Origin of the sequence: Streptomyces sp. NPDC048417 (genome assembly GCF_040651615.1) — a bacterium.
GTDB lineage: Bacteria > Actinomycetota > Actinomycetes > Streptomycetales > Streptomycetaceae > Streptomyces.
Genome location: NZ_JBEZKI010000007.1, coordinates 140,005 through 165,521 on the forward strand (window position 1 = coordinate 140,005; position 25,517 = coordinate 165,521).

The following is a 25,517-nucleotide window of genomic DNA, read 5'->3' on the forward strand; positions in this document are numbered from 1 at the left end:
GGGCGCTCAGGGTCTCCCCGGGCACGCCTCGCCGGTCTTCACGACGCGCACGGTGACCGGCGTGGTGAGGCTGTGGCGGGCCGGCGGGGGCTGCTGTGAACAGACCCGCCAGTTCGAGCCCAGCACGGGGATGCGGTGCCGGTCGAGGGCGTCCGTACCGGCGAGCCGGCGGAACCCCGCGTCCCGGGCCGCCAGTTGGGCCGCGCGCAGGGTCATCCCGCGGAGGTCCGGAAGATCGGCGGTCTGCTGTCCGGCGTGCCGGGACAGGGCCAGCAGGGCGATGACGACCGCGAGGGCCGGCAGGGCGGGACCTTTGCGCATGGACGACTCTCCCGGGACGGACATGCTCGGGTGTGTTCGTGACCGTGGTGCGGCGATGCGCCCGCACTCGGGGTGCGGGCGCATCGGCCGGTCTCAGTTGACGCTGGTGAACCCGGCTTCCCTGGCCGCCGGTTCACGGTCCGCGGGGGCGGCGCCGGTCAGGCGCTCGCCCTCGATGTCGACGTGCGGCAGGCGGCGGTCGATCCAGCGGGGCAGGGACCAGGCGCGGCGGCCGAGGAGGACGAGGACCGCCGGGACGATCGTCATGCGGACCACGAACGCGTCGAAGACGACCGCCGCGGCCAGGCCCAGACCCAGCGACTTGATCATGGTGTCGTCGCCGCCGATGAAGCCGCCGAAGACGAACGTCATGATCAGCGCGGCCGCGGTGACGACCTTGGCGCTGTGCCGGAAGCCCTCGACGATCGCTTCACGCGGACCGGCCCCGTGGACGTAGGCCTCGCGGATCCGGGTGACCAGGAAGACCTGGTAGTCCATGGCGAGGCCGAAGACGATGCCGACCAGGAGGATGGGGACGAGGCTCATGATCGGGCCGGTGGTCTGCAGCCCGAACAGGTCCTTGAGCCAGCCCCACTGGAAGACGGCGACCATCGCGCCGAAGGCGGCGAGGACGGACAGCAGGAAGCCGAGGGCTGCCTTGAGCGGTACCAGGAGGGAGCGGAAGACGAGGATGAGGACCAGGAAGGCCAGGCCGACGACGAGCAGCATGTAGGGGACGATCGCGCCGGCGAACTTCGCGGCGATGTCGATGTTCAGGGCGGTCGTGCCGGTCACCAGGGCTTCGGCACCGGTGGCGGCACGGGTGTCCGCGGTCTGGTCGCGGAGGGCGTGGACGAGGTCCTTGGTCGCCTCGCTGGAGGGGGCGCTCTTCGGGACGACGGTGATGATCGCCGTGTCGCCGGCCGGGTTGTAGACGGCCGGGGCGACCGCGATCACGTCCTTCGCGCCGTCCATGGTGCCGGTGAGTTCACCGACGGCCTTCTTCGCCGTCGCCGGGTCGGAGTCGCTGACGACGACCGTGAGCGGGCCGTTGAAGCCGGGGCCGAACGACTCGGCGAGCATGTCGTAGGCCTTGCGCTCGGTGGTGGAGGGGGGCTTGGACCCGTCGTCGGGCAGGCCCAGCTGGAGCTTGGTGGTGGGCAGGGCGACCAGGATCAGGCCGGCGACCGCGACGAGCAGCACCTTCCAGGGGCGACGCAGGACGAAGACCGCCCAGCGTTCGCCGAGGGGCGTCTTCGTGACCGTCCGCGGCTTGCGGGCGGCGCGGCCGAGGACACGTTCGGGGGCGAGGGCGAGCAGCGCCGGGACCAGGGTGACGGCGACCAGGACGGCGACGACGACCGCACCGGCGGCGGCCAGGCCCATGGCCGTGAGGACCGGGAGATGCACCACGGCCAGACCGACCAGGGCGATGACGACGGTCAGCCCGGCGAAGACCACGGCGGAGCCGGCCGTGCCGTTCGCCCGGGCGGCCGCCTCCCGGGCGTCGTGTCCGGCGGCCCGTTCGGAGCGGTAGCGGGAGACGATGAACAGCGCGTAGTCGATGCCCACCGCGATGCCGAGCATGGTCGCCAGCGCCGAGGTGCTGCTGTTGAGGTCGAGGGGGCTGGTCAGCGCGGTCAGGGTGCTGATCGTGATACCGACGCCGATCAGCGCCGTCAGCAGCGGCATGCCGGCCGCGGCCAGGGAGCCGAAGGTCATGACCAGGATCACCGCGGCCAGCACGAAGCCGATCGCCTCGGCGGAACTGCTGGACTCGGCGGCCGCCAGCGCGTCGCCGGACGCCTCGACGGTCAGCCCCTTGGCACGGGCGTCGTCGAGGGCGTCGTCGAGGTGCCGGTGGTCCGCGTCGGTGAGGTCGGTGGACTTGGCCTTGTAGGTGACCTGGGCGTAGCCGGTGGTGCGGTCGGCGCTGACGGTCTTGGCGGTGAAGGGGTCGGTGACCGAGGCGACGCGCGGGGAGGAGTCCCGCAGGTCCTTCAGCAGCGCGCGGACCTCGGCCTTGGGTCCGCTGCCGGTCAGCTTCTCCCCGTGCGGCGCCCGCAGCACGACCCGGGCGCTCGCCCCGGAGGCGTTGGCTGCGGGGAACTTCTTGCCGAGCAGGTCGTACGCCTTCTGTGCCTCGATACCGGGCAGGGTGATGTTCGAGTTGCCGCTGCCGGTGCTGTTGGCCGCCGCGGCGCCCGCGACGCCCAGCACGACCGCCCAGAGCAGCAGAACCAGCCAGCGGCGTGTGAAGGCACCCCGGCCTATCCGGTGCAGGAATGTAGCCATGAGGAAGACAGACTCCGAATGTCAGGACGTGAAAGGGAGGGGAACGGGGGGGAACGAGGGGAACGGACGTGAGGGGGCACCTGCGGCGGCCCCGAGGTGACGGCCCTGACGGGCGACCGCCCTGACAGGCGGCGGTGCCGGCAGGCGGCGGACACGGGGCGGTGCTCCGGGCGGCCCGTCGTCGTCGGCGGGCGGAGGGAAGGGCACCGGCGCCGGGGCCGCCTGTGCCCGGACTCCATGCTGCGCCGCCCCGCCCCGCCGCCGTGTCGGCCGTTCGTCCGGGGTGTGTCCCGCCGTGTCGGTCATCCGGCCGACACCACCGGATCCGGCCGGTTTCCTACCCTGGAGAGCGTGGACTGGAAGCTTCCGTTCTCGCCGCTGGTACGACGGCTCCTCACTGGCGCCGCCCTGCTGGCCCTCGCCCTGACCTGGGTGGTCGACCTCGTCGCGCTGTACCAGCCGGCCGGGGCGAGCGCGCCCATCCGCTGGCTGCCGGTGTTCGTCACCGGCCCGCTGGCCGTGCTGGCGCTGCCCGACACCCGCCGGTCGCCCTCGCTCACGGCCCGTGCCGTGGGCGTCGCCGCCATGTCCGCCGTGCTGACCTGCGTCTGCCTGTCCGTGTCGGGGAGAGTGGCGAACTGGGGTCTCCTGGAGACCCTCGCGCTGCTGTTCCTCATCGTCCGGGTGCTCGCCGGGACGGAGTCCGACCGCACCACGGCATGGACCGTCGCCGCCCTGGTCGCCGCCGTGCTGATGCTGCCGCTGCGCGGCCGTACGGTGGCCACTTTGGTGGCCGGGCAGTACGTGCTGACGGTCGCGCTCTCCCTGGCGGTCCTCATCGGCTGCTTCCTGCGCGCCATGGAGGCCCGCAGACAGCGCGCCGTCCAGGACGTGCGGTACGCCGAGCGGCTCGCCCTCGCCCGTGACCTGCACGACCTCATCGCCCATCACATGACGGGGATCATCGTGCAGGCCAACGCTGCCCGGACCGTGCACGCGATCGCGCCCGAGAAGGTCGATCCGGCCCTGGAGGCGATCGCCCGGTCCGGGACGGAGACCCTGGAGTCGATGCGGCGCCTGGTCCGCGTCCTGCGCGAGGACAACCACCAGGCCCTGCGCCCCGCCGACCTGCTCTCCGGCCTCGGCGACCTCGTCACCACCTTCTCCGGGCGCCGTACCGACGCCCCCGCCGCCCGGTTCGAAGCGGGCGCGGCGGCCCGGACCAGCAGGTTCAGCCCCGAGGTCGAGACCTCCGTGTACCGGGTGGTCCAGGAGGCCCTCACCAACGTGCACCGCCACGCCCCGGGCGAACGGGTCGTCGTACGGCTGGACGCCGACCCGGACTGGCTCCATGTCACGGTCACCAACAGCCTGGCCCACCGCCGTACCGGCAGTCCGGCGGGCGGGCAGAGCGGGCTCGGGCTGATCGGGCTGCGGGAGCGCATCGAGGCGCTCGACGGCGAGTTCTGGGCCGGGGCCGTCGACCCCGCCCAGTGGGAGGTCCGCGCCAGCGTGCCCCGCTCCCCGGCGGACCCGGTGCTCGGACTGCCGGGATGAGCCCGCTCAGTGGTGCCGCGAGGTGACCACGCCGTGCTCCCAGGCCCAGGCCGCGACCTCCACCCGGTTACGGGCGCCGGTCTTGGACTGGATCCGGGCCAGATAGGTCTTCACCGACGACAGCGACAGGAACAGCGCCTCGCCGATCTCCTGGTTGGTACGGCCCACCGCCACCAGCCGCATGATCTCCGTCTCCCGGGCACTCAGCCCGGCCGTGTCCGGGCCCGGGCCCGTGCCGGGACCCCCGCGCAGCTCCCGCAGCAGCCGGACGGTGACGGCCGGCGCCACCAGGGCGTCCCCGCGCGCCGCCGCCCGCACCGCCTCCACCAGCAGCGCGGGCGAGGCGTCCTTCAGGAGGAACCCGCAGGCGCCGAACCGCAGCGCGTCCCGTACGTAGTCGTCCTGGTCGAAGGTGGTGATGACGACGACGTTCGGGCCGTGGCCGCCGTTCCGTTCGCCGGTCAGCGTCCGGGTGACCTCCAGCCCGTCCAGCCGGGGCATCCGCACGTCGACCAGTACGACGTGGGGCTTCAGCCGCCGGGCCAGCTCCACGCACTCGGCGCCGTCGCGGGCCACGCCCACGACACGGATGCCCGGCTGGGCGTCGAGGATCATCTCGAAACCGGCCCGCACCAGCTCCTGGTCGTCGGCGATCACCACGTCGATCGGTTCGTCGGCCATGCGCGGTCCTACCTCGCCCGCACCGCAAGCACCGGGATCGGTGCCGCGGTGCCCTCGTGCAGCATCGTGATGATCCGGTCCGCGTAGTCGGCGGGCGCCACCTCGTCGAGGCTGTCGCGCGCATGGTCGTGCGCCATGCCGACGATCATGAGCGTGAGGTGTGCGGCGGCCGCGTTCCACAGCCGGTCCCGGCCGCTGCGCTCCGCGATCGCGTCCTCGAGCAGCAGCCGCTCCCGGTGCACCAGGTCCCACAGCCGCGCCCGCGGCCCGGGCGCGCGGTCCAGCTGCGCCCGCAGCCGGCGGAGCCGGGCCAGTTCCTCCGGGTCCAGCTCGAGAACGGCGCGCGCGGCCCGGCCCAGCGAGACGGCGACGTCCTCGCCCTCGGGCCGGGCCCGGAGCTGCCCGGCGAGCGCGCCGATGCTGCGCTCGACCGGGTCGAGCAAGATGGCGTCCTTGTTCGCGAAGTACCGGTAGACCGTGGAGACCGCCACCTCGGCCCGCTCGGCGACCTGCTCCAGGGTGGCCGCCTCGTACCCGTCCCGCTCGGCCAGCGCGATCATGGCGTCGTAGATCGCGTCCCGGACCTTCTGCGCCTTCTTCTCCCTCAGACCCACGCGGCAACCGTAACAGAATGAGAAGTCTTCTCATTTTTTACCGGGACTCGTGCGACCGGTCCGTGCGGCCGGCGCCTGCGAACAGGAACGCCTGCGGGCACGTTTCGTCGAGGGCGGCGTCGGCCTCCCGCACCGTGCTGGAGTGGAGCGTGAAGCCGGCCTCCGCCAGCAGGCGTGCCATCTCCTGCGGCCGTCGCCGTTCGAAGTCCAGCGCCACCGGATGCCCCCACGGATCCTCGTGCCGCCGTGCCACGTCCCCCACCTGGAACGCGAGCAGCAGCCGGCCCCCCGGCCGCAGCACCCTCCGGAACTCCCCGAACAGCGCCGGCAGCCGGTCATCGGGCGTGTGGATGGACGAGTACCAGCACACCACCCCGTCCAGCGCCCCGTCCGCCACTGCCAGCTCCAGCATCGAGCCCGGCACGAAGCGGAGGCCGGGGTTCTCCCGGCGGGCGATGGCCAGCATCGACTCCGACAGGTCGAGCCCGAAGACCGACAGCCCGAGGCCGGCCAGCCGGGCGGTGACCCGACCGGGCCCACAGCCCAGGTCGGCCACCTCCCCGCCCTCGCCGACCAGCCCGGCGAACGCGGCCAACAGGGCCCGCTCCAGCGGCCTGTCGGCGAGGTCCGCGCGGAAGTGGTCGGCGTAGTCCTCGGCGATCGTGTCGTAGAAGGTACGGGTGGCGGCAAGGAAGTCGGCAGTCATGCCCGCGGACACTAACGGCCGGCACTGACAACGGCCCCCACCGACAACGGCCCCCACTGACAACGGCCCTCACCGACAACGGCCGCCCCTGGACTTCGGGTGGACTTCGGGGAACCCCTGGCCGAATGTGCCGCAGCATGAGTGCGAACGTGGTCGCGGGCGCCGGCGCTCACGGGAATGCGGAATATCCCCGCGATACGGCGGGCGGGAAAAGGCAGGAGCCCCGTCGCCGGAAGGCGCGGGGCTCCTTGGGTACTGCACTCAGTCTGAGATCAGACTCTGGGGTGTCTGGATCAGTGAGATCAGACGGGGGTGACGTTCTCCGCCTGCGGGCCCTTCGGACCCTGCGTGACGTCGAAGCTCACCTGCTGGTTCTCCTCGAGCGAGCGGAAGCCGCTCGCGTTGATCGCGGAGTAGTGAACGAAGACGTCCGGGCCGCCGCCCTCCTGGGCAATGAAGCCAAAGCCCTTTTCGGCGTTGAACCACTTAACGGTTCCGGTAGCCATAAGCCCTCCTTGGGCTCAAAAGGGTCGCCCTGCTCCAGAACCTGCAAGTGTGAAAACAAACTAAGTGCCGCACAACTGCATACGTCTGAAAACGACGAGAGCCTGCGGTTACATGCTCCGCAGGCTCTGTACTGCAAGGGAAACCAAACTGCAACTTGCGGCGAGCCTAGCATGTGGGCAGCCGAAAGCAACAGAGGCCAAGATCACGTCACCCGGACGTTTGAACGGCCTCGTAAGTGGGTTGACGCCCGGGGTGGCTTGGGTGCCGACGGCGGGGGCGGTCCCAGCACCGTACCTCATGGGGTCTAGTGTCGCGATGTGGACAATTCTCGCACCCGGCCGCGCGTCGGCCACATCCAGTTCCTGAACTGCCTGCCCCTCTACTGGGGGCTCGCGAGAACCGGCACCCTTCTCGACTTCGAGCTGACCAAGGACACCCCTGAGAAGCTCAGCGAGCAGTTGGTGCGCGGCGACCTCGACATCGGGCCCATCACCCTCGTGGAGTTCCTGCGCAACGCCGGCGACCTGGTCGCCTTCCCGGACATCGCCGTCGGCTGCGACGGACCGGTGATGTCCTGCGTGATCGTCTCGCAGGTCCCGCTGGACCAGCTGGACGGCCGCCGGGTCGCCCTCGGCTCGACCTCGCGCACCTCGGTCCGCCTGGCCCAGCTGCTGCTCGCCGACCGCTACGGCGTCCAGCCCGACTACTACACCTGCCCGCCCGATCTCAGCCTGATGATGCAGGACGCGGAGGCGGCGGTGCTCATCGGCGACGCCGCCCTGCGCGCCAACCTGCTGGACGGTCCGCGCTACGGCCTCCAGGTGCACGACCTCGGATCGCTGTGGAAGCAATGGACGGGCCTGCCGTTCGTCTTCGCCGTGTGGGCGGCCCGCCGGGACTACCTGGAGCGCGAACCGCATCTCACCCGCGAGGTGCACAGCGCGTTCCTCGACTCCCGCGACCTCTCCCTCGAAGAGGTCGCGAAGGTCGCCGAACAGGCCGCCCGCTGGGAGGCCTTCGACGAGGCGACCCTGGCCCAGTACTTCACCACCCTCGACTTCAGCTTCGGCGCACCGCAGCTGGCGGCGGTGGCGGAGTTCGCCCGCCGGGTCGGCCCGACGACCGGGTTCGCGGCGGATGTGAAGGTCGATCTGCTGCAGGCCTGACCGGCAATGGGCTGCTGCCCGGACTTACTGGGGGGTGGGGGCATGCAGCCGCTCGCGGGTGACGAACCTACGACTGTCGGGCCGTACCGGCTGCTCGGCCGACTCGGCTCCGGCGGCATGGGCCGCGTCTATCTGGGCCGTTCGGCCGGCGGCCGGACCGTCGCCGTGAAGATCGTGCCGGGCGTCACCGGCGCCGCGGACGGCGTCGGCGTCGGGCGGCGGGCCGGTCCCGGCCGCCTACCTCGGCACCTGGGAGGGCTTGGCCACCGCCCTGGACGGCAATCTGCCCGTCGGCACCTTCCGGGGCACCGTCGAACAGACGACGGTCGGCCGGGAGCTGGGCCGGCTGCGCCAGACCGACCGGCTGGGCGGGGTCTGTACGGACGTACTCACCCTGAAGTCGGTGACCGCCGAGAAGCTCGTCGCGACGTCGAAGGGCGTCGAGGGCAACCACGACGGCTGCGACCCGGACCCCACCACGGTGTACCTGACCCCGAAAGACGGCGAGCTGACCTACACGTCGGACAGCTCGGCGGAGGGAAATCCGGTGGCGGTGATGTCGATGACGGGGGACCGAGCCCCCGCCGTCCGACCACGACTATTGCGGGGTGGTCACCTACTGCGGGGTGGTCACCGTGACGTGCTCCCCGCTGCCCAGGTGCAGCATGCCCCGGCCGGGCTGGATCGGGCCGCCGACCATCGCGCGGGTGGTCCGGATACCGATCAGCTCGCCGGAGCCGGACTCCTGCGGGGAGAGCAGGATGCCCCGGCGGGCCTTCTTGGCGTCGACCTGCCAGCCGGAGAAGCCGTCGCAGATCTCGTCCTCGTCACCGGCGATGACCACGGCGAGCCCCTCCTCGGCGCCGCTCTCGACGATCCGCTTGAAGACGTCCTCGGCGTCGCAGTCGTCCAGCACCTCGGCGTCGTCGACCAGGACGACGATCGGCTCGGCCGGTGACGCCGAGGCGATGACCCCGGTCAGCTCGTCCTCGTCGATGTCCCGCCCGGTGAAGACCTTCAACACACCTTCCTGGCCCTCGAGTTCGCGCAGCGGGGACGTCCGTGGCGCGGCGACGACGATCCGTACGCCCTTGGCGAGGTAGGAGCGGGCGAAGCCCAACAGGGTGCTGGAACGCCCGGACTTGGCGGGACCGCCGATCACGAACGCGGGCACGCCCTGCGCCAGGTCCGGCCCGAAGGCCGTGAGTTCGTCGCCGCCGACGCCCACCAGGGCCCACAGCGGTGCGGCCGCCACGGCCGGATCCCGCATCGCCCAGGCGTCCTCGAAGGAGATCCGGCTGGGCAGCACGTCCACCCGGAACGGGCGCCGGGAGCGCGGCACCTGGGCGTCCCGGGCCGCCGCCGCCTCGCCGATCGCGACGATCGCGGCGGCCTGCCCCTGACCGGAGGTGTCCGCGGACAGCAGCGCGAACTGCGTCTCGGCGGCCGTCTCGCTGCGGAAGGCACGGCCCGGCGGGATCTCCTCGGGAACCTTGCGGGAGTTGATGTCCAGCATCGAGAAGTCGGCGCGGTCGGCGAGCCGCAGACCGTACTTGTCCTCGGTGAGGGAGGAGATCCGCCCGGCCAGGATCTGCCGGTCACCGGTGAGGACGAGATGGATACCCACGCTCGCGCCTTCTCGCATCATCACCATGATCTGGTCGGTGAGATCACCGTGGTTCAGCTCGCCGAGGGTGGGCAGCCAGCCCTCCCAGCGATCCAGCAGCAGCACGATGTGCGGCAGCCGCTCCGCCTCCGGCACGGCGGCCCGCTGCTCGCCGATGTCCGCGAACCCCCGGTCGGCCAGCAGGTCCTGACGCTGGCTCAGCTCACCGGAGAGCCGGGCCATCAGCCGCTCGACGCGCTCGGTCTGGTTACGGCTGACGACCGCACCGCAGTGCGGCAGCCGGGTCAGCGCGTTGAGCGCGCCGTTGCCGCAGTCGATGCCGTACAGGTGCACGTCCGCGCAGGAGTTGGTGCGGGCCAGCGAACCGGCGATGGTGCGCAGTACCTGCGAGCGTCCGGTGCGCGGGGCACCGGCGATGATCAGATGCCCGAAGCCCGCGAAGTCGACGGCGACCGCACGGCGGGCCTGGTCGGCGGGCAGGTCCTCGACACCGTAGGGGGCGGCGGGCAGCGCGCCCTGCGCCGGTGCGGCCGGCACGTCGTCGAGCAGCAGCATGTCGTCCAGGGCAGGCAGCCACGGCGAGTGCTGGGCCGGGATCGCGAGCGCGGTGTTGGCCTCGCGCACGGCGTCCACCAGCACCTTCAGGTCCGTGATCTCGTCGTCGTCCTTGGCCTCGGACTTGGGCTTGCGCAGCGCTGCCCGCCCGAGGTCCTGCCAGGACAGCGCCCCGGCCCAGGGCGCGAGCGTCGCGGGGTCGGCCGCCCCGGGGCGCCGGCCGCCGACCCGGCCCGACTGGAAGGGGATCAGCGAGGCATGCCCGAGCCGGACGTACGCCCGTCCCGGCGTGCTCTTCGCGATGTGCCCGGCGTCGGGAGCGTCGATGACGTCGGTCGACTCACCGGCGTCGGTCACACGCAGCGCGATCCGCAGGTTGGTGTTGGCACGGATCTCGGGGGACACCACACCGGACGGCCGCTGGGTGGCCAGCAGCAGGTGGATCCCGAGGGACCGGCCACGCTGGGCGATGTTGACCAGTCCCGCGACGAAGTCGGGAAGGTCCCGCACCATGGACGCGAACTCGTCGATGACGATGAGGAGCCGCGGGACCGGCGGCCGGGACGGATCCCTTCGCACCAGGTCCTGGTAGTCCTCGATGTCCTTGGCGTCGGCGGCGGCGAGGATGTGCTCACGGCGCTTCAGCTCGGCGCCCAGCGACTCCAGCGCGCGCTCCACGAGGTGGGCGTCGAGGTCGGTCACCATGCCGACGGTGTGCGGGAGTTTGACACAGTCCTTGAACGCCGAGCCGCCCTTGTAGTCGACGAGCACGAAGGTCATGTTCTCCGGCGTGTTCGCCACCGCCAGCGCGGCCACGATGGTCTGCAGCAGCTCGGACTTGCCGGAACCGGTGGTACCGGCGATGAGCCCGTGCGGCCCGTCGCGCCGCAGGTCGATGCCGAACGGGCCGTCGTACGACTCCCCGATGACCGCCATCGTCGACTGCCCGCCCATCCGCCACCGCGCGGCGATCGCGTCCCGGGAGGGCGGCTCCAGCTGGAGCACGTCGAGCAGCCGGCTGGCGGCGGGCAGCGCCGAGTCCTCGGCCTCACCGCTGATGTCACGCAGCGGGGAGAGGGAACGGGCGAGCCGGGCGCACCAGGCGGGGGAGACGAAGTCGGGCCGTACGTCGCGCTTGCGCAGCGCCCCGCTCTGCTCGACCCGCAGCCGCAACTCCAGCTCCTGCGGGGCCTGTTCTTCGGCCTGCTGGGCCTGCGGGTGCCAGGCCTGGAAGGACGGGAAGCCGCCGGCGGCCTGCTGCGCCACGGCTGTCGCGGGCGCGTCCTTGGCCGCCACCGGCTCGGCGACGACGACGCCCTGGCACTCGCCCGGCAGGAACCGCTCCTCCTCGTCGAGACAGATGGAGCGCAGGGCCACCCCCGGCCCTTCCTTCAGCAGCCGCACCACACCCGGCATGGACCGCAGCCGCCGCGACCCGTCCCACACGATCACGATGTCCGGATCGGAGAAGGCGGGCCCGTCGGTCTTGCTGCGTCCGCCCTGCTGGAGGGCCTTCTGCCGGCCGTCGAGGAGCTGGGTGAGCTCGCCGACGCGGGCGGCCACGGTCTCGGAGTCGGTGCCGATGAGGACGTTCACGTCCTGGCCGCCGCCGGGACGGGAGTGCGGCAGCCAGCGCACCCAGTCCCATCGGGTGCCGGCGTCGTTGTCGGTGAGGACGTAGAACTGCACGTCCATCGGGCTGTGCAGGACGGCGGTCTGGGCGACCGCCCAACGCCCCAGCGCATGTGCCGCGTCACCGGGCCCGGCGACGCCGATGACCCCGAGGTCGCGCAGCGACAGGGCGACCGGAGCGTCCTCGATGTACCAGCGGACCTTGCGCTTGTGCTCGTCCTGCTCGGGGTCGTCGAGTTCGACCTCGGAGGGGACGCGCCCGGTGCCGAAGCGGATCAGCAGATGGTCGGCGTCGGTGCGGCGCCGCTCCCAGAGCCGGGTGCGCGGCCCGGTGCCGTACGTCAGCACGGCGGCGGGGTCGGGCACGGCGGCCCGTCGGTCGCTGCGTTCGGTCTTCAGGGCGTCCTGTGCGTCGTTCTCGATGCGGCCCTTGTGCTCCTTGTACTCCTTCAGCTGCTTGGCATGGGACTTGCGCCCGTGCTTCTTGTCCATGAAGTAGTTGCCGAAGAGCATGACCGGGCTCATCACGGCCATGATCAGGTAGTACCAGCGGTGGAACATGAACACCGAGACCACGGCACCGACGAGCGGCAGCACCGCCATCAGCCAGGGCAGCGGACGGGCCTCGTAGTCGCCGGGCGGGTTCGGGAGCGAGAAGTGCGTCTGGTGCTCGGCGGGGCGCAGCCGCGGGGGCCGGTTGTAGTCGAGCCCGGCACCGTCGTCGGACCACTTGAGGGCGGCGTTGGGCGGCGCGTAACCGGTGATCTCCAGCAGGGAGTTGCCGACGGCGAGCTGGGAGCCGAGCGGCCAGTCGCCCTCGCCCTCGAACTCCTCCCCGTCCAGCCGGGCGCCGTCGCCGTGCGTCCGTACCTTGCAGGTGCCGTCGATGGCGATGGTGAGGGTGGCGGCGCGGTCGGGCAGCTCCGGGTCCTCGACGCGGATGTGGCAGGCGGGGCCGGTACCGATGTCGTACCGCCCGACACCGAGCCGGTGCACGGCGCCGGCGGCGGGACCGCCCGCTGCCCGGAACTCGACGATGCCGGTGGGCTCGCCGAGCAGACACCCGGCGGGGTCGTGCAGGCTGACGACCACGCCGTCGCGCAGCGGCGAGCCGACGACGGTGGCGGCGGGGTCGAGGGCGTAGCCGTCGACGTAGGCGAGCGGACCGGCCGCCTGGACGACCGAGGTCCCCCTCGGCGCCCCGATGGGTATGACCTGGGCGACCTCGCCGTGGTCCGGGTAGCCCAGACCGACCTGCCTGGCCAGCTCCCGGGCCACGTCACCGACCGTCGACTCGGGATCCGCGTCGAGTACGACGTCGGCGGTGGCACCGCCGACCGGGTCGACGACGGTCAGACTCAGGCGCACGTTCGTCCTCCTCGCAGGCCCGGCACATTCGGTGTGACCTTAGCCGGACGGGCTTTCACGGGCGCAACGGGATTGCGCCGGTTCACGATTCCCTCGCACGAGGCCCCTGCGGCCATGTGCCTCCCACCCGTAGGATCTTTGCTCATGGGACGGCCGGGTCAGGACCGGCCGATCCGTCAGAGCAAGCCACGGGGGCGAGCCCTGGGGCGGCCACAACACAACGGGAGGGATGCCGACATGGGCAAGGGCAAAGACACGGACCTTACTTATGCCGAGATGGAGAAGGTCGCAGGCGACCTGATCAAGGACATGCACGAGCTCGAGGACAAGATCAAGAACATCGAGAAGCGTGTCTCGGCACTGGTGGAGGAGGGCTTCACCACCCAGAAGGCCTCGGGAGCGTACGACGACTCCATGAAGGACTTCACGAAGGGCGCGACGAAGACGATCCAGGGCCTGCACGGCCTCTCGGACTTCCTGAAGAAGGCCAAGGAAGCGTACGAGCAGCTGGACGACCAGCTGGCGAAGCAGGCCAAGGGTTAGTAAAGTCCGAGGTCTTTGAACGACTGGGTGCGACGGAGTGCGTCAACTGCTCCGTCGCACCCGGCTGTCAGGCCTCGGTGGCCTGGGTCTCGCCCGGCTGCGGACGACGCATCAGGTAGGTGTGCAGCTCGCTGCGCCACTCCTCGGTCGTGAGCGTGAGCCACGAACCGTCCTTGAAGCGCAGGAGCAGCCGGTCGTTCTCGAACGCGGGGAGGGGGTCGGCGAGGGTGGCGTCCCCGGCCGGAATCTCGGCGACGACCTGCATGAGTGCGTCCCGGCGGATGGACACGCGGGTGGGCGGAGCGGCCAGCAGGATGCGGTCCCCGGCAAGGGCGACCAGGCGTTGGTGGTGGGAGGAATGGCTGTACCACTGCAGGAGGAAGCGGCCGGCGGCCCCGTTCCAGTCGCCGTCGAAGGTCTTGTCGAGACCGAGTTCGACGACGGCCTGGTCCCGCCGCTTCTCGTCGAGTTTCGCGGCGCGGTGGCGCTCCTGTTCCCCTGTGGTCGACAGCATGCGCTTGAGGGCCTCCTCGCCGGCGCCGAGGAGACTCAGCAGCTTGCCGATGAACAGCAGGGGCGATCCCAGAGCGACGCCGAGCATGCCGAGCGGTCGTATGGAGGCAGGGCGCAACGGCCGGGATCCTGCTGCCCGGTGTGCTTCGGCGGGCGGCTCGGGGATCTTGCCGATCGTGCACCAGGCTGCCGCGTCGGGTGTGACGCCGAGTCGGTCCCGTACGGTGCGCTCGGTGCTCGTGGACAAATCCGTTCCACCTTCCAAGTCGTTTGCCGAAGGAAGTCTCGCGGCAGTGTCTCATGTCCATGATGGGGGATTTTTTCAATGGCGGACAGAATCAGGTACGACCTCGACATGATCAAGGGGTGCTCTCGGACGCTGGGCAAGCTCCACAATGAGTTTGACCAGCACGGGAACCCTGCGGACGGTTACGAGGACGAACTGGGGCACGGTGGCCTGAAAGACGCCTTCGATGACTTCAGCACCACGTGGAAGAAGACGCGGAAGAAACTGTCGAAGGAACTGAAGAAGCTGGCCGAGTACACCGGAGCCGCGGCCCAGAAGTACGAAGAGATCGACCACGAGTTGGCCAAGGCAATTGCCGATAACACGGGGAAGGGCAAGAAGTGAGCAGGCGATCCGGTGACTGGCCGCCGCTGTGGGACGAGGACCCCACACCGGGGAATCCTGACGAAGTCGCCGCCCTCGGGCGGAAGTTGCGGCAGATGGCCGACATGATCGACGAACAGGCGCGGGTCATCAAGGCGCTGTCCTCGGTGGAGGGCTGGGACAGCGATGCCGGCCGAGCCTTCAACGACATCGCGGACGGTGCCGGCGACCGGCTGAAGAAGGCGTTCGAGCGGTACGACGAGGCGTCCAAGGCCGTGGGTACCAAGGTGGCCGAAGGTGAATCAAAGGAATTCGCCGGAGAGTTGCACCGGTCTCAGAAGAAGGCCGACAAGGCCTTGGCGGATTACCGTGAGGCCAAGTCCGATCACGATCTGGCCGACCGGGAAGTGAAGAAGTTCACGGACAAATACCTCGTCAGCCAGATACCCGAGGCGGACAAGCCCGAGTACGAGCGCTGGGAGAGGAAGCGCGACGAGGCGCTGCACCGCATCGGCCAGGCGCGTAAGGAAGTCAAGGACGCCAGGGACATCTTCGACGACGCCGGAGACCGTGCCGCCCGCCGTATCAAGGATGTGGTCCACCACGACGCGGTGCGCGACCCGGGCGGATTCATGAACTGGCTCGCCGACTGGGCGGACACGTTCTCCAACATCTCCGCGATCCTGTCCGTCCTCGCGGTCGTCTGTGCGTTCATCCCGCCGCTGCAGTTCCTGGTGCCCATCTTCGCCACCCTCGCGGTGCTCAGCAGCGCGGCGGCCCTGGCCGGCCACGCCTACGACATGACGGTGCGCGGTGGGAAGGTCAACTGGCTGACGCTGGGGACGGACTTCCTCGGAGTCCTCCCGGGGCTCGGCGCGCTCAAGGGTTTCAAGGCCGTGTCCAAACTCAAGGGCCTGGCCAAGCTCAAGGCCTTCGGCAAGGTCGGCACCTGGGGCGAGGCCTCCCTTCGAGGGCTCGACGGTGTCGGGCACAACTTTCTCAACGGCCTCAGTGTGAGCATGACGAACAAGGTCCTTTCCCAAGGCCTCAAACTCGGACAGCGGCTCAACATCGCCGGTCTGCCGGAGAAGTTCGCACCCATCGGCGGAAAGCAGATCACGGCGGTCATCAAGGGGAACGGCCTGGCGAGCGCGCTCCACCGGATGTTCAGCGGTGAGAACGGCGGGACCACCGGTTACCAGGAGCCGGAAACGGCCAAGCCGACGCCGACGCCGACCCCGAGCCCGTCGCCCCAGCCTTCGCCGAAGCCGTTCCACGCGGCTCTCGCCGCGTAGACGTAGCGGTTTCGAAGTCGGTGTGAACCGCATGAAAGGAGGGCGATCCAAGTGAGCGACTCGACCGATCTTGACGAAGGGGAATTCGTCGGCCGCAGGGGCACGGATCCTGTCCGGCTCGTCCCCGGTGAGGTGATCGCCGCGGTCCCCGCCGCCAAGGCGCTCGCGGAACGGTCCGGCAGAGAACTCCGTTTCGACTTCCTGGACGACCGAGCGGTCCTTCGTATGCTGCGGCTTCGGCACGAGGACGAGACCGCGATGTTCAACGCGGGGTTCAAGACCGGTGTTCCCCTGGCGATCATCGGTTTCGGCGCCGCGGTGTACTGGGGCGGCGTGGTCCAGTACTGGGAGTCGGGCACCGCGCGAGGTGTCTATGCGGCCGTGGCCGTAGCCGTCGTACTGATCCTGCTCGCCGTGTACGTACGCACCGCCGTGACCCAGTGGGGCGACCCGGTACGCCAGAATCTCCGCGCCCGGGCGCGGAGATACCGCGAGCTGGCGCATCTTGCACGCAGGGAAGGGGCGGACATTCCTGCCCACTATCCCCACTACGGGCCGTATCCCTTCGCGGCCACGTTCCATCCCGAAGTGGATGAACCGGAAACCATCGATGGAGAAGGCCTGTCGTGAGCGCCGTAGCAACTGAAGAGGATGTCCAGGGCTCAATCGGCGGGCCGGGCATCGATGTCCGCTGGATCATGCCGGAGGGCTTCTTCGAGATTCCGATGGACTCGGAGAGCCTGGACGAGACCGCCGAGCAACTCGTCGAACTGGCCCGCGCCGTGATGCCGGAGGCCACCTTCGAGGTGCAACTGGAGTGGGCGGTCATGGTCGCCGCGCACTACGACTCCTTCGTCGAGGCCGGCATCCAGTACTCCGGCTTCGTCATGACAGAGGTCGACGGGGAGCGCTGCACGGCGACGGTTTCCGTCAGCATGACCGATCTGGACGAGAGGGCCGGCGCGCATCCCGTCGGGTTCCTGGGCTCGACGATGCGTCACCTCAGCATGGGAGAGGTCAGCGAGATCGAGCTGCCGTGCGGCCCTGCTGTCTCCTGCATCGGGACCCGGAAGGGGAGTCTGCCCGGCAGTCTCACCGCGTCCGGATCCGACGAGCCGGTGGTGACCTCCTTCATCCAGGTCCAGATACCGCTCAGCAACGGGACGGTCCTGCTTCTGGAGATGGGCACCCCCACACCGCAGGCCTGGGAGGTCTTCTCGGCCATGTTCGCCGGCGTAGTGAAGAGCGTCCGCCTGTTCAACGAGTCGGGCAAGCCGATGGTGATGTCCTGATGACCGCGGAGCCCGACGCCACGGCACCTCCCAGGGACTATCGGCTCCTGGTCCCCCGGGACTGGTTCCGCATCGATCTCACCCAGGACCGCTGGCGTGCCCAGCTGAAGACGTTCGTGGACCACCAGGCCGAGGGCAGGAACGTTCCGGCCGAGCTCAAGCAGGAGGCCTGGGCCACCCTGCGCAACACCGCCGAGGCCGGGGTCAGAACCGGTGCGCTGGAGTTCTTCCTGAGACCGGAACTGGAAGGCGGCGGCATCCTGCCCGCGTCGCTCATCGTCTCCTTGATCCCTCGCCCCGGGGGACTGACCCCCCGGGGTCTCCAGGAATCGCTCGAAGCGAAGCAGGTGCGCAACGCCTCCGCCGCAGAGGTCTCGACCGTCGTCCTTCCCGCGGGGGAGACCGTGCGGGTCCTCGGCCCGACGACTCTGGACCTGTACGTCCGGATGCCCGGTGGCGTCGGCTACCTGGCCCTGGCGTTCGCGGTACCGCTCAGTGGGGTGACCGGCCCCATGCGCGGACTCTGCGACTCGATCGCGGAGTCGTTGCGGTGGATCGTGTGAGCGGCACCGCTTTCGGGCCCCTCCTGACCGGACACCCCGACGCGGTCACCTGCGTCTGATCAGCGGTTGACGGCTTGGATCTCCTGGACGGTGACGTCCTGTGTGGTCCCGAAGGTGCCGTCGGGCAGGTCTCCGCCCGCGCCGCCGGTGCCCGTCCAGGAGATCTTCCAGGTGATCGTCGCCCGGAGCTTGAAGACGCCGTCACCGGAGGAGTGCAGGTACCTGATTCCACAGGGCGGCGTTTTGCCCGCGTCTCCCTTGGCATACGGCTGGCCGATGGAGCCGTCGGGGTTGATGGCGCACTGGCCGGAGGCGGGGAAGGTCTCGGCGTCCGCGGTGCCGGGTTCGAGTTTGAGGGAGACGGGCTTCGCGGTGGTCGTGGCCTGGATGCCGAAGCCGGGGACGTTGATGGCCGCGGTGGCCTGGACCTCGTCGAAGACGGCCTTGTCGAGCCAGGCCCAGGTCGGCAGGTTCACCTTGGTGGCGGTCTCGGGTGCGAGGGTCACCTCGGTGTCGGGCAGTTGCATGCGCTGGTAGGCGAGGGCGGCGAGGATCTCCGGTTTGATGGCCTCTTCGTACCGGGCCGGTGGGGTGTCGCCGTTGTCGACCCAGAAGGGGAGGTCGTTGCAGGAGCTGCGCTTGAGTACGTCGGGCTCGTCAGGATTCTCGACGGCGGCCCAGAACATCCCCTCGCCGTCCTTGTCGACGTTGTAGTCCTTGTAGCCGGGGGTGTCGGTCCAGCCGTACTCGTCCTCGTAGTGGCGCTGCATCTCGCCGATCGCCGCGCCCGCGGTGCCGCCCATGCCGGGCGTGTTCTTGGCGCTCTCGATCTGCCCGGACATCTTCTTCTTGAAGTCCTTGGCGCCGAGGTAGGGGGCGTACCAGCAAGGCGGCGGCGTCCAGTTGACGTCGGAGGACGTCACGTTTCCGGTGCCGCCGGTCTTGGTTACGGCGCCGGAGTACTGGATTTTTGCGGCGGCGTAGATGCTGGTGTTGTCGCTGCCGGCCGACTGTTCCGTGTCGGCGCCCTTGTCCTTGCCCGTCGGCCCTGCCGCGTAGGCCGGTTCTGTGAGGACGAGGACGCCGAGAAGCAGAGTCAGGGCCCCGGTGCCGAGCAGTACGCGTCGAGATCCGCTCACTGGCACTTCGCCGCCTTGGTCTGGACGTACACCTTGGACGCCTGCCACAGGTCATCGGCCGTGGGGAACTTGGCCATGACGATCTTGAAGTAGTCGAAGTCCGCGAGACTGGGCTTAGTCTTCAGGACCTTCCCTGTCTTGATCTCCTTGCCATAGAACTTGCTTGAGTCCACACAGAACGCCACCTCCACGGCCTGGCCGTTCGTGGTGGACCGGGTGCTGACGTCGTAGTGGCGCTCCGTGCCGGTCGCCGTCCAGCCGCCCTTGATCCAGGAGTTGATCTGCACCTGCGCGTAGTGGAGCCCGTCACCAGTGGCGTATGTGGTCACGGCCGCGTCCTTGGCCGACCGCTTGTCGATGCCCCGGTAGATGGCGCGGAGGAAGTTCGCGGCGTCGTCCATCGCCGCCGCCTCGTTCTTGTCCTTTGGCTTGCCCCAGTCGAAGACCATGGTCAGGTCCATGTCCTTGGGGAGGGACACGTCCACGCCGTCCGGCTTGTCCTCTGCTGGTGCTCCCGAAGCGGATGCCGAAGGCGTCGGCGTCTTCGTTTCCTGGTCGGCGCCGGCGATCTTGTCGTTGTCGCTGGCTTTGTCGTCCCCACTGCCGCAGGCGGTCAACAGCAGTGCTGCGGTTGCCGCCAGCGCGGCAGCGGCGGGCAAGGTGCGGCGCTTCACAGTGAACTCCCCGTGAGAAAAAAGTCCATTCAAGAGACCCGACGCTATCGGGGAGGTTCTCGGTTTCGCCAGAGCGAACTTCCCTGTGATTGGTGACAATTCCGGGCGCATGGGGTAGGCGGAGGTGTGACCTGTGTCCTGATCTTGCCCGAATGGATGACGACTCGGATGTGTCGGGACGCCGTGCCCGGCCATCGTGAGGTGCGAGTTCCGTTTCGCTATCGCGGTGCGTTGCATCTCGGGTAGGCGCACGGCGGGTATGCCGATGTGCGCGGCGCCGGTTCGGTGCGTCCGTCGGCCAGGATCTCGAGCTTGCCTTGGTCCTAGGTCATCTCACCCTGCGCGCCGACCTTGTAGACGCGCAGGGTGAGGTGGGAGCGGCGGTCGGTGGAGTCGAGGAGTTGGAGTGCGTCGGTCAGGGGCGGACGGTCGCTGTCGGTTCGGCGGCGTGAGCGGCCGTGACCGGTGAACTCCTTCGATGCGTCGCGGCTACGACCGTAGTTCGCTCCCTGCGCTATGCGGTGCCTGCCCGTTGGTGCTTTCGCGGTCCTCCTCGTCGTCCGGTACGACCAAGCGCATGCCCCGGGAGTCGGCGACACGGAGCGCGTCGGTGAGGCACTCGGCGAGGCGGATGCCGGCGTAGCGGACCTCGGTGTACGGCGACATCGGGTCGTCCAGTACCTGGCGGGCGCGGCCCAGGACGTCGGTGCCAGCGGCGAGTTGAGTGGTCTCCAGGTCGTCGGCGAGGCGGGAGAGATACCCGCCGTTGTTGTCCGTGACCAGGTAGCACGGTTTGCCTTCGGGGGTGGGCCAGGGGAGCAGGCGGGGGGAGGTCGGGGCGTGCGCGTGGCTGCTTGGCTGTTCCATCACGCGGCTACCTCCGGCGCGCCGATCACGTGTTGGTCGAGGTCGATCCCGAAGTCGGCGGCGAGTACGAGGGCAAGGCGGCGGCGCTGCTGGAGGGCGGCCTCGCGCTCGTGGGCGGTGAGGTAGGGGCGGACAAGGGCGGACTCGGCGCCGTCGAGGAGAGTGGCCAGGCCGTACGGCGACCGGTGGGGGAGGTGCGAGGCCTCGGCGGTGAGGGGGCAGCGTACGAGGGTGAGGTGGACGTGGGGGAATGGTGGGCGGTGAGGACGGCGGCGCCGTTTCCCGGTGCCAGGGGCGAAGAGGAGGCGCAGCCATTGGAGGGCGCGAGGGATAAGGTCGTACATGTCGACGCTCCTTGTAAGCGTTGGCCGTGCCCCGGGAGGTCTAGCCACCTCGCCGGGGTCCTGTCATTTCGACCATACCGGTAACTGCGTCCCCCTGCACCCCCCAGATATATTCCGCGTCCCGCTGCGTTGGGACGCGTTCTGGTCCTGCGGTATGCGTAGGGCTGCGGCACGGTGGAGATATGACCGAGCTTCCGCGTTATGAGTACGTGAAACTCGCCGACGCCATCGCGGCAGACATCGCCTCCGGAAAACTGCCGCAGGGGGCCGCGCTGCCCGGCGAGCGCGCCATGACGGATCTGTACCGCGTGAGCATCGGCACCGTGCGCCGCGCCATCGTCGAACTCCGCAAGCGAGGGTTGGTGGCGACGCTGCCTGCGAAGGGGACGTACGTCATCGGGATGCCGGAGTCAGATGGCGGCGCCCCTACGGAGGACGGATCGAACGCCTGAAGGGGCCGCGCATTGCGTTGCGCGGCACCTTCGGCCCTGCTGGCTACTCAGCAGCAGCCCCGCTTCTTCTTGGGACACCGGCAAGGGCGTGCCGACTTGTGGGCGCTCAGTTCTCCAAGGCCGACTCGTCGGCTCCGCTGCTGCCTTGTCCTGCCGAGCCCGATCGGAGGTTCGCCAACGTGAACAGCTAGAGGCCGGGCGGTCGAGGGTATCCGTGCTTCTTTGTCGCGCTTTGTGTTCGATCGGGTGTGCGGGGCGAGTCGCAAACCCCCTGCCCCGTAAGGGGCGTCCTGAGCCTCCAGGGCGGCCGAGGCGGCCGGAGTGGACACGGCGGTAGCTTGTAACGTGTGTGCTGCAATGAATCGGTCGGCAGTCGTCGCAACCGTGACGGACAGTAGACTCCGACGGCCGTATTGCAAAAGCGACTTGTGTCATGGCAGCGCAATCTGGGGTATTGGGGGATACCGGACATGTCCAAGGGCGATCTCGTCCTGAGCCTTGCCGGCCTCGACGATCTGGCGGGTCAACTGCGGTCGATCAAACAGCGCATGGACGACACCGGCCAGGTCGACCGGAAACTGGGCAACGGAGAGCTGGGCTCGAGCGCGGCCTTCGACGCGATGGAAGACTTCATGCACGGCTGGAAGGACGGCCGCAAGGAGATCGACGTCGGCCTCGAGAACGTGGCGAAGATGGCGCAGGAGATCGTCGACAAGATGACCAAGCTCGACGTCGATCTCCGGAACGCCGTCCGAAAGCACGAGAAGGAGGGCAAGGGTGGAAACTGACGCCCCCCGCACCGAAGAGCCCGCCGCCGAGGACCCTTTCGCCGGAGCGGCCCCCGGGGACGTCATCGGCATCAACATCCAGGTCCCCAGTACCTGGTACGAGTTCGACGTCCACCCCGCCACGGTGAACCGCTCGATCCGCGAGGTGGTGGCGGAGCGGGTCAAGCAGCGGCCCGAGCTGGCCGGGCACCAGGCCGATCTGGTCAAGACCCTGAAGAAGGTGGCCCGCGAGGCCCGCAAGAACAACGTCGTCTACTCCGGCTCCATGTGCGAGATCGTCGACGACGAGCCGATGGTGGCCAGCCTCACGGTCAGCGTGAGCGCGGCGGTGAACGAGACCACCGGCGAGACCGCCGTCACGGGACTGGACACGCTCATGGGCGTCCTGACGCCGATCACCCCCGGCCGTCGGCCGACCGATCCGTGGCGTCGCGTGCGCCTCGTGGAGCTGCCGGACGCCGGCCAGGCCGCGCGTACCGAAGGCATCGAGGACATCGAGATCCCCGACGACAACCGCAGCTACCGCGCGGTGGTGATGCAGACCCTCATCCCCTTCCCGGGCGGCAACCCGAAGGTCGCCGTCATCAGCGCCAGCACACCCCAACTGGCCCTGGTCGAGCCGATGCTGGAGCTCTTCGACCTCATCACCAGCACCTTCCGCTTCGTCTACCGCGCCGACCTCGACACGGAGAGCTGAGCCCAATGGTCCGCCCCGCCGACTGGCACAACCTCGATCTGCACGACGACCCGACGCCCGGCGATCCGCACGAGGTCAAACTCCAGGGCCAGCGATACAAGACCTTCGTCGAAGACGTTGCCACGGTGCTCAGCGGAATCCGCTCCGCCTCGAAGGACTCCGTCCTCAAGGAGTCGGCCGGCAAGGCCATGGACGCGTTCAAGGACCAGATCGGCAAGCTGCCCGGCCAGTTGCAGAAGCTCCACGACTCGTACGAGATGGTCTCGGGCGCCCTGCTGACCTACGCCGGGAAGCTGGAACTCGCCCAGACGACGGCGGACCACGCGCTCGCCAAGGCCCGGACGCTGCGCGGTGACCTCTCCCGGGCTCAGTCCCGGCTGGCGAGTGCCACCACTACGGCGAACAACGCCAAATCCGCGCAGGACAAGCTCAACAACCCCACCGGCAACGCGGCGGCCCCCGACCCGGAGAAGGTCCGCAAGGCGACACGCGACGCCCAGCACGCCAACCAGCACCAGAAGGCGATGCAGGGTCAGGTCGCCAGCCTGAACGCGCAGTTGGTCGAACTGAGGACGAAGGCGGAGAACGCCGGCAAGGACCAGGACAAGGCCGCGACGAAACTCGTCCACGACATCCACAGTGCCTCAGATGCCGGGATCCACAACAAGAAGTGGTACGAGAAGCTCGGCGACTGGGTGGCGGACCACTGGGACAGCTTTGTCGCGGGATGCAAGATCGTGGTGGCGGTCGCAGGCATCGTGGCGCTCTTTGTGGCCGCTCCCTGGCTTGTGATCATCATCGTGGCCGCAGCGCTGATCGTCCTGGCGGACACAATAGCCAAGTTCTCGCAAGGTAAAGCCGGCTGGGGAGATCTCGTGTTCGCGGTGCTGGACTGCATTCCCGTGGTCGGCAGGCTGGCCATGGTAGCGAAGGCCGGCAAGCTGGTGGGTGGCTTCAGGATGGCACTGCGGGTCAGGAAAGCCGAGATCGCGTGTAGCCGTCTCATTAAAATGTGGCGTATGGGTGAAGATCTCAAGGGCTTCCGCAAGGTCGCCTACGCGTTCGCCACCGGAGAGCTCAAAACCACCCTCAAGGATGCCTTCAATGGCGGCTGGAACGAGGTCCAGAAGAACGCCCTGGGCAATCTTGTCGGTAATGCTATCGGAGCCGGTATGACACCCTTGGTCGGCAAGGGTTTCAAAAAGCTCCCCAAGATCATCAACGACAGCAGGTTCACCAACCTGACTCGTAGAAAGTATCGGGATCTCGGCATGACCCTCGCCGGGAAGAATCCCAGGGGCCAGATGATCACCGGCGGCGTCGAAGGTCTTGTGAAAAGCGTGACCCGAGCCACGGTGAATTCGGTGTTCTTCGGTGCGAGCTTCGACACCAACGGCGTCATCCTGGATGGCTTGAGTGGCGCGGGTGGCGGCGGCGGTTACAAACCCGGCATCCTGCCTGCCAGGACACAGTTCAGCTTGTAAGTGACCTGCGCGCTTCCTGGAACCTCGACATGGCTGCAGGCAGTTGAACACGGTAGTCGATGTACCCGATGCTGCCGTCTTCCGTGATGTCGGTGTGTTCAGTCGATGTTGTGACACGCGCCAGGAGGCTTTCCGACAGCCTCTGCGCAGCGGTCCACACCGCATCGGCGACAGCCTGTGGCGACGACTCGTCGATCACTTTCAGACGGTGCTTGATCGACATGACGTCCCCCTTCAGTTTGAATGTCAGGGTAGGCCCCATGCCGGAGGTGGCGAATCTGCCGCGCCCGCGCCGCAGCAGCTCCGCCACGCCGTCGAGCAGGTCCACCAAGTCGGGGAAGAGGATGATTCCCATACCGCCGTCCGGTCGGCGGTTGGTGCGTGTGGTGGCGGTCCCTGCGTTTCCCGTGATGTCGAGGTGTCCGAGGAAGAGCCCGTCTTCGACGTCTTCCTGGCCGACAAGCGGGGTGTAGATGAATTCAGGCATGGAGCGTCACTTCCCCTCTGCCTGCAGTTGTCGGACTTCTTCTTCGGTCAGCGGTGATTCCCCGGAGATACCGGCTGCTTGAGCGCGCTGCCAAGCCGTCTCGCTGACACCGTCAGGCCGGGCTCCCTTGCTCGGGGCGAGCACATGCGTGGGCCTTGCGGCGCCCAACTCATTCACACCCTGAAGCGCGATCACAGTGCCGAACCGAGGATCCCCCGCGAACTTGAAGCCCCGGCTCCTGGCGTTGGCCACCGCGCTTCTCCAACGTTTGCCCGTGAGCCCGTATCGCCGGACGGCAACGCTGACGCCCTTTTGCCGGTCATCAGGGTTGGGGAGTTTCAGGTAGCTGATATCCGCCGGAGTGTTGCTTTTGAGTGGGGCGTGGTCCTGCCAGGGATAGGCGGCCAGGATTCCCCGCATGTTTTTCAGCTGTACCCGGCGGGAGTCGGACACGGCAATCCCGATGACCGAGACAACGATGGGAACTACCATCACGTACACCGGGAGGGATCCGCCGACCAACGACTCCCAGAGAACCGTCTCCAGCACGAAAAAGCCCGGTAGAGACAGCACCCACAAAGTCGTTGTCGTGATGGTCCGCCGTCGTGCACGCTGCCACGCATGCAGGGTGGCCGGATCATCGAACGCGGTACGAGGCGTTACGTCCCCCATGCGCTGAACCCTCCCGACAGTTGGTTAGTTGTTCCGATTCTGCCGTTCGCTAAACGGAATCGGCAAGC

The 25,517-nt window shown here is 68.9% G+C and carries 26 protein-coding genes; 12 read left to right on the forward strand and 14 right to left on the reverse strand.

Annotated elements, in window-relative coordinates:
• Positions 1 to 6 precede the first annotated feature (6 nt).
• Complete coding sequence (locus tag AB0D59_RS13295) at positions 7 to 321, reverse strand: hypothetical protein (RefSeq protein ID WP_362564373.1); 315 nt, start codon at positions 319 to 321, stop codon at positions 7 to 9.
• 93 nt (positions 322 to 414) lie between these two features.
• Positions 415 to 2,616 (reverse strand): MMPL family transporter, encoded by a 2,202-nt coding sequence (locus AB0D59_RS13300; protein ID WP_362564375.1) that lies wholly within the window; start codon positions 2,614 to 2,616, stop codon positions 415 to 417.
• 351 nt (positions 2,617 to 2,967) lie between these two features.
• Here AB0D59_RS13300 and AB0D59_RS13305 point away from each other — a divergent pair, with 351 nt between their 5' ends.
• Complete coding sequence (locus AB0D59_RS13305) at positions 2,968 to 4,173, forward strand: histidine kinase (protein WP_362564376.1); 1,206 nt, start codon at positions 2,968 to 2,970, stop codon at positions 4,171 to 4,173.
• Between the two features lie 6 nt (positions 4,174 to 4,179).
• Here the strand turns inward: AB0D59_RS13305 and AB0D59_RS13310 are convergent, their stop codons facing one another.
• From AB0D59_RS13310 to AB0D59_RS13325, 4 genes are all read right to left on the reverse strand, one after another.
• Positions 4,180 to 4,854: a response regulator transcription factor gene (locus tag AB0D59_RS13310; RefSeq protein WP_362564377.1), complete on the reverse strand. Its 675-nt coding sequence runs from the start codon at positions 4,852 to 4,854 to the stop codon at positions 4,180 to 4,182.
• Between the two features lie 8 nt (positions 4,855 to 4,862).
• A complete protein-coding gene (locus AB0D59_RS13315; protein WP_362564379.1) occupies positions 4,863 to 5,468 on the reverse strand; it encodes a helix-turn-helix domain-containing protein in 606 nt (201 codons plus the stop codon).
• Positions 5,469 to 5,505: 37 nt separating this feature from the next.
• Entirely contained in the window at positions 5,506 to 6,174 is a 669-nt protein-coding gene (locus tag AB0D59_RS13320; protein WP_362564381.1) for a methyltransferase domain-containing protein, read from the reverse strand.
• A 302-nt stretch (positions 6,175 to 6,476) separates the two neighbouring features.
• The gene (locus AB0D59_RS13325; RefSeq protein ID WP_003992177.1) at positions 6,477 to 6,680 is read right to left on the reverse strand and encodes a cold-shock protein; all 204 of its coding nucleotides are present in this window, start codon (positions 6,678 to 6,680) and stop codon (positions 6,477 to 6,479) included.
• Positions 6,681 to 6,998: 318 nt separating this feature from the next.
• On the opposite strand from AB0D59_RS13325, the gene AB0D59_RS13330 reads away from it, so the two are divergent.
• Positions 6,999 to 7,847 (forward strand): menaquinone biosynthesis protein, encoded by an 849-nt coding sequence (locus AB0D59_RS13330; RefSeq protein WP_362564383.1) that lies wholly within the window; start codon positions 6,999 to 7,001, stop codon positions 7,845 to 7,847.
• A gap of 616 nt (positions 7,848 to 8,463) precedes the next feature.
• Here the strand turns inward: AB0D59_RS13330 and AB0D59_RS13335 are convergent.
• The gene (locus tag AB0D59_RS13335; RefSeq protein WP_362564384.1) at positions 8,464 to 13,029 is read right to left on the reverse strand and encodes an FtsK/SpoIIIE domain-containing protein; all 4,566 of its coding nucleotides are present in this window, start codon (positions 13,027 to 13,029) and stop codon (positions 8,464 to 8,466) included.
• Between the two features lie 237 nt (positions 13,030 to 13,266).
• Here AB0D59_RS13335 and AB0D59_RS13340 point away from each other — a divergent pair, with 237 nt between their 5' ends.
• A complete protein-coding gene (locus AB0D59_RS13340; RefSeq protein WP_351317920.1) occupies positions 13,267 to 13,572 on the forward strand; it encodes a WXG100 family type VII secretion target in 306 nt (101 codons plus the stop codon).
• 67 nt (positions 13,573 to 13,639) lie between these two features.
• Here the strand turns inward: AB0D59_RS13340 and AB0D59_RS13345 are convergent, their stop codons facing one another.
• Positions 13,640 to 14,332, reverse strand: coding sequence for a hypothetical protein (locus tag AB0D59_RS13345; RefSeq protein WP_362564386.1), 693 nt, complete (start codon positions 14,330 to 14,332; stop codon positions 13,640 to 13,642).
• Between the two features lie 78 nt (positions 14,333 to 14,410).
• Between AB0D59_RS13345 and AB0D59_RS13350 the strand changes: the two genes are divergently transcribed.
• The 5 genes from AB0D59_RS13350 to AB0D59_RS13370 are packed head-to-tail and all read left to right on the forward strand — an operon-like array spanning position 14,411 to position 17,845.
• Positions 14,411 to 14,716: a hypothetical protein gene (locus AB0D59_RS13350; RefSeq protein WP_362564387.1), complete on the forward strand. Its 306-nt coding sequence runs from the start codon at positions 14,411 to 14,413 to the stop codon at positions 14,714 to 14,716.
• Positions 14,713 to 15,990 (forward strand): putative T7SS-secreted protein, encoded by a 1,278-nt coding sequence (locus AB0D59_RS13355; RefSeq protein ID WP_362564389.1) that lies wholly within the window; start codon positions 14,713 to 14,715, stop codon positions 15,988 to 15,990. Before AB0D59_RS13350 ends, AB0D59_RS13355 begins: the two co-directional genes overlap by 4 nt.
• A 51-nt stretch (positions 15,991 to 16,041) precedes the next feature.
• The gene (locus tag AB0D59_RS13360; RefSeq protein WP_362564390.1) at positions 16,042 to 16,620 is read left to right on the forward strand and encodes a hypothetical protein; all 579 of its coding nucleotides are present in this window, start codon (positions 16,042 to 16,044) and stop codon (positions 16,618 to 16,620) included.
• The gene (locus AB0D59_RS13365; protein WP_362564391.1) at positions 16,617 to 17,282 is read left to right on the forward strand and encodes a hypothetical protein; all 666 of its coding nucleotides are present in this window, start codon (positions 16,617 to 16,619) and stop codon (positions 17,280 to 17,282) included. The genes AB0D59_RS13360 and AB0D59_RS13365 overlap by 4 nt, the downstream gene beginning before the upstream one ends.
• On the forward strand, positions 17,282 to 17,845 hold the full coding sequence (locus AB0D59_RS13370; protein WP_362564393.1) for a hypothetical protein: 564 nt from the start codon (positions 17,282 to 17,284) through the stop codon (positions 17,843 to 17,845). Before AB0D59_RS13365 ends, AB0D59_RS13370 begins: the two co-directional genes overlap by 1 nt.
• Before the next feature lie 59 nt (positions 17,846 to 17,904).
• Here AB0D59_RS13370 and AB0D59_RS13375 read toward each other — a convergent pair whose 3' ends face one another.
• The 4 genes from AB0D59_RS13375 to AB0D59_RS13390 all read right to left on the reverse strand — a co-directional run bounded on the left by AB0D59_RS13375 (position 17,905) and on the right by AB0D59_RS13390 (position 20,869).
• A complete protein-coding gene (locus AB0D59_RS13375; RefSeq protein WP_362564394.1) occupies positions 17,905 to 18,990 on the reverse strand; it encodes a hypothetical protein in 1,086 nt (361 codons plus the stop codon).
• Positions 18,981 to 19,658, reverse strand: a complete 678-nt coding sequence (locus AB0D59_RS13380) for a hypothetical protein (protein WP_362564396.1) — start codon at positions 19,656 to 19,658, stop codon at positions 18,981 to 18,983. Before AB0D59_RS13380 ends, AB0D59_RS13375 begins: the two co-directional genes overlap by 10 nt.
• A gap of 489 nt (positions 19,659 to 20,147) precedes the next feature.
• Positions 20,148 to 20,525: a hypothetical protein gene (locus AB0D59_RS13385; RefSeq protein ID WP_362564397.1), complete on the reverse strand. Its 378-nt coding sequence runs from the start codon at positions 20,523 to 20,525 to the stop codon at positions 20,148 to 20,150.
• A complete protein-coding gene (locus AB0D59_RS13390; protein WP_362564399.1) occupies positions 20,525 to 20,869 on the reverse strand; it encodes a hypothetical protein in 345 nt (114 codons plus the stop codon). The genes AB0D59_RS13385 and AB0D59_RS13390 overlap by 1 nt, the downstream gene beginning before the upstream one ends.
• Before the next feature lie 182 nt (positions 20,870 to 21,051).
• Here AB0D59_RS13390 and AB0D59_RS13395 point away from each other — a divergent pair, with 182 nt between their 5' ends.
• The 4 genes from AB0D59_RS13395 (at position 21,052) to AB0D59_RS13410 (ending at position 24,290) form a co-directional block, all read left to right on the forward strand.
• A complete protein-coding gene (locus tag AB0D59_RS13395) occupies positions 21,052 to 21,321 on the forward strand; it encodes a GntR family transcriptional regulator (RefSeq protein WP_362564400.1) in 270 nt (89 codons plus the stop codon).
• Positions 21,322 to 21,791: 470 nt separating this feature from the next.
• Entirely contained in the window at positions 21,792 to 22,109 is a 318-nt protein-coding gene (locus tag AB0D59_RS13400) for a hypothetical protein (protein ID WP_362564402.1), read from the forward strand.
• Entirely contained in the window at positions 22,099 to 22,806 is a 708-nt protein-coding gene (locus AB0D59_RS13405; protein WP_362564403.1) for a hypothetical protein, read from the forward strand. Before AB0D59_RS13400 ends, AB0D59_RS13405 begins: the two co-directional genes overlap by 11 nt.
• A gap of 5 nt (positions 22,807 to 22,811) precedes the next feature.
• On the forward strand, positions 22,812 to 24,290 hold the full coding sequence (locus AB0D59_RS13410; protein ID WP_362564405.1) for a putative T7SS-secreted protein: 1,479 nt from the start codon (positions 22,812 to 22,814) through the stop codon (positions 24,288 to 24,290).
• Here the strand turns inward: AB0D59_RS13410 and AB0D59_RS13415 are convergent.
• Complete coding sequence (locus AB0D59_RS13415; RefSeq protein WP_362564406.1) at positions 24,280 to 24,777, reverse strand: hypothetical protein; 498 nt, start codon at positions 24,775 to 24,777, stop codon at positions 24,280 to 24,282. The two genes, AB0D59_RS13410 and AB0D59_RS13415, sit on opposite strands and share 11 nt — an antisense overlap.
• A gap of 6 nt (positions 24,778 to 24,783) precedes the next feature.
• Positions 24,784 to 25,449 carry a hypothetical protein gene (locus tag AB0D59_RS13420; protein ID WP_362564407.1) on the reverse strand — a complete coding sequence of 222 codons (666 nt, stop codon included), beginning with the start codon at positions 25,447 to 25,449 and terminating at the stop codon, positions 24,784 to 24,786.
• Positions 25,450 to 25,517 lie beyond the last annotated feature (68 nt).